This is a genomic window from Chamaesiphon sp. OTE_20_metabat_361 (assembly GCF_031364565.1).
On record NZ_JANLWO010000520.1, the window covers coordinates 1 to 3387 of the forward strand.

A 3387-nucleotide genomic window follows, 5' to 3' on the forward strand; every position below is an offset into this window, starting at 1 on the left:
AACTAGTCAGAAATGGTGTTGATTATTTTGTCATTTCTCCTGGTTCTCGATCGACACCATTGACTGTAGCGGTAGCTCAAAACGCGCAAACAAATAAGATTGTATGTTTAGACGAGAGAGCGGCGGGTTTTCATGCGATCGGATATGCTCGTGCTACTGGCAATCCGGCGGTATTAATTTGTACTTCTGGGACGGCTGCGGCAAATTATTTACCCGCCGTCATTGAAGCCTCGATCGATAATATTCCGCTGATTATTCTATCTAGCGATCGACCGCCAGAATTGCGCCAGACGGGGGCAAATCAGACGATCGATCAGGTAAATTTGTATGGCAATTACCCGACATGGCAGTTCGATTTACCTTGCCCTACAACCGAAATTAACCCCAATGTGGTGCTGACGACGATCGATCTTACTGTATCTAAATCGCGACAAGCTCCAGGCGGAGTGGTGCATCTCAATTGCATGTTTCGTGAGCCTTTTGGATCTACAGATGCACCTGTAGAAATACCTGCAAGTTTGGTGAAGTGGAGTGAGAAGCGATCTCCATATACTCGTTATGCCAATAAATTAACTATTCCAGCTCCTGACGAAATTCAGTCGCTCGTTGACACGATCGCAGCCACCACCAAGGGTATCCTATTTGTCGGACAGTTAAAGTCTCCAGCAGAAATTCAGGCAGTAATAAAATTAGCAGCGCGACTAAATTGGGCTGTATTTGCTGATGTGCAGTCGGGATTGAGATTGCGTCAGGATTTCCCGAATTTAATTCATTACTTCGACAGATTATTACTGACGGGTAGTGCTGTAGAGTTAGAGCAGGTCGATACGATCGTCCAAATCGGGACGAAAATCGTTTCATTGCAGTGGTTTAAATGGATCGAGAAACATCCACCGACAAATTATATTGCGATCGCGGCTAATGGCGAACGCTACGATCCTAGCCATTTAGTCTCGCTCAGAATCGAATCTGACATCGCTTACCTATGTCAGCAGTTGTGTCAGCAGTTACCGCAGATATCCCCGTCAACCTGGGTGCAGAAGTTACGATTCGCTTCAGGCAGAATCAGCGTTACAGCCGCTAACTTTTTAAAAACCTCAAAATTAACCGAACCACTCATCGCGCGCACTATCTCCGAACTCATCCCTTTTCAACATGGCTTGTGGGTGTCAAATAGTATGCCGATTCGGGATTTGGGTATGTTTGGTGTCGGTGCAATTGTTGAAGATTCTCAGTCATGCAGTCTGCGAGTCGGGGCAAATCGGGGTACGAGTGGGATTGAAGGGGCGATTGCCGCAGCAACTGGTTTTGCTGTGGGTTTGCAGGCTCCAGTGACGACAATTGTGGGAGACTTATCGAGCTTATATGACTTAAATTCGTTTGCATTATTGCAACGCAATTTACAGCCAGTAATTGTGGTAATTATCAATAATGATGGTGGGGGAATATTTTCCTTTTTACCGATCTCTAAATCTACCGAGATCTTCGATACTTATTTTGGGACGCCACATGGTTTGAAATTCGATCGCGCCGCTGCCATGTTTGAGTTAGATTATTATCATCCTCAAAGTCGGGATGAATTTATCCGCTACTATCAACAAGCACTAACAAAAAATTGTAGTGCCATCATTGAAGTAACAACCGATCGATCTGAAAATCTTAAGTTACATCAGGATCTTGCCAGACTTTGCAGTATGGAAGACTAATCGAGCAATCTAGGAATCGAGCGATTTGTCTGGTTAATTCTCAATTCTCAATTAATTTACTTATCGCTATAAACCACTACAGGCACCCGCTTATAAGCAGGTGTACCCGATCGAGTTTCTGTTTTAGCCGTGAAAATTACATTTACTTCTGGATAAAACATCAACGCAGCACCTTCGCGCACAGAGCCGTAGATTACCTCTACATCTTCTAACTTACCAGCATCGCCTTGGACTGTCACTCGATCGTGTGCTGCTAGATTAATTTTTTCAGCATCGATCCGATTCATCAGAATACAGTTGCGATGGGGCATTCCGCGATACATATCGCCAATTTTATAGACGACAGTATTGTGTTGAGAATAGCTGCGTCCGGTCATTAATGCCAATACTAAACTATTTGCGCGATCGCCGATATTGAAATCTTGAGCGGTGGGTAGTGTCAGATCTGGGAGTGGGGTGGTAAACATTTTTGCCGTCCCCGATGGTGTTTTGAAATGCGGTTTGGTGACGATGCGATCGGCAATGGTAAATTCTTCTTTGGTATCGTCGATCGTCGCGATTTTCTGATAACCTTCGATGGTACTGGCGATGATTTGGCGGATGTATTGAGGATCTTGCATCTTGCGCCATTTAATCGGCTCTTCACCGAGGACGTAGTGCGCTAGTTTAGTCAAAAATTCGACTTCGGGAATTAAATCGCCAGATTTGAGGTGGGTTTCTCCTGCATCGTTGAGCCGCACAAAATTGTTGCCCGATTCTGAGGTGGTTTTATAAGGATTTTCAAACCGATTGAAGACAGGAATAATTATCGTGTTGGTTTTTGCCAATCCATTAAAATGCCCGATGTTGGGCTTGGTTGCCATGTAGATGATGGTATCGATGTTGCCCAAGGCTTGCTTCGCCTGATTGGAATTGGGGTTGGCACCATAGAGATTACCACCGACACAGATCAAACTATCTACTTTACCTGCTGCTGCTGCTTCGATCAGATCGCGGGTGTGATAACCTTTGGGAAGATTCAGAGAGCGTCCTAGCAGCCGCTCTAAGGCTTGCTTTAGCTCCTCTTTGAGTTTCACCGTCACGCCCATCGATCCGAAGCCTTGGACGTTAGAATGTCCGCGTACTGGCATGACGCCCGCGCCCATTTTGCCAGCGTTACCACTGACTAGGGCGGTATTGGCAATACTATAGACATTATCGACACCATTGAGCTGTTGGGTGAGTCCCATCGCCCAGGCGAAGACAACTCGTTTGGACATGCCGATGATGGTGGCTGCGGATTCGATTTCGGTTTGGGATACGCCGCAAGTAGATGTAATAGTTTCCCAGGAAGTTGTATGAGCTTGTTCGAGGATAGCTTCCCAACCTTCAGTATGCGCTTGCAAGAACTCGCGATCGATCCGTCCTTGCCCCATTAATGCTTTTTGAATGCCGACAAATAAGGCGACATCGCTACCTGGAATCGGTTGTAAATACAGATCGGCAATTTTCGAGCCGGGAACTAAGGATTTGACAGGAAAAGCAGGCGAACCAAATTTCACCAGCCCGATTTCCATCACCGGATTGATAACGATAACTTTGCCACCGTTATCGCGGATTTTAATCAACTCATTCATCAAGCGCGGATGATTAGAGGGTGAATTTGCCCCTGCCAGTACCACACAATCCGCTTCCTTCAAGC

The 3387-nt window shown here is 45.9% G+C and carries 2 protein-coding genes; one reads left to right on the forward strand and one right to left on the reverse strand.

Annotated elements, in window-relative coordinates:
* Positions 1 to 1706: 2-succinyl-5-enolpyruvyl-6-hydroxy-3-cyclohexene-1-carboxylic-acid synthase (gene menD, locus RMO35_RS15060; RefSeq protein WP_309742145.1), on the forward strand; the 1706-nt coding region annotated here is incomplete at its 5' end.
* 56 nt (positions 1707 to 1762) lie between these two features.
* Here the strand turns inward: menD and RMO35_RS15065 are convergent.
* Positions 1763 to 3387 (reverse strand): FdhF/YdeP family oxidoreductase (locus RMO35_RS15065; protein ID WP_309742146.1); only part of this gene is annotated, 1625 nt, incomplete at its 5' end.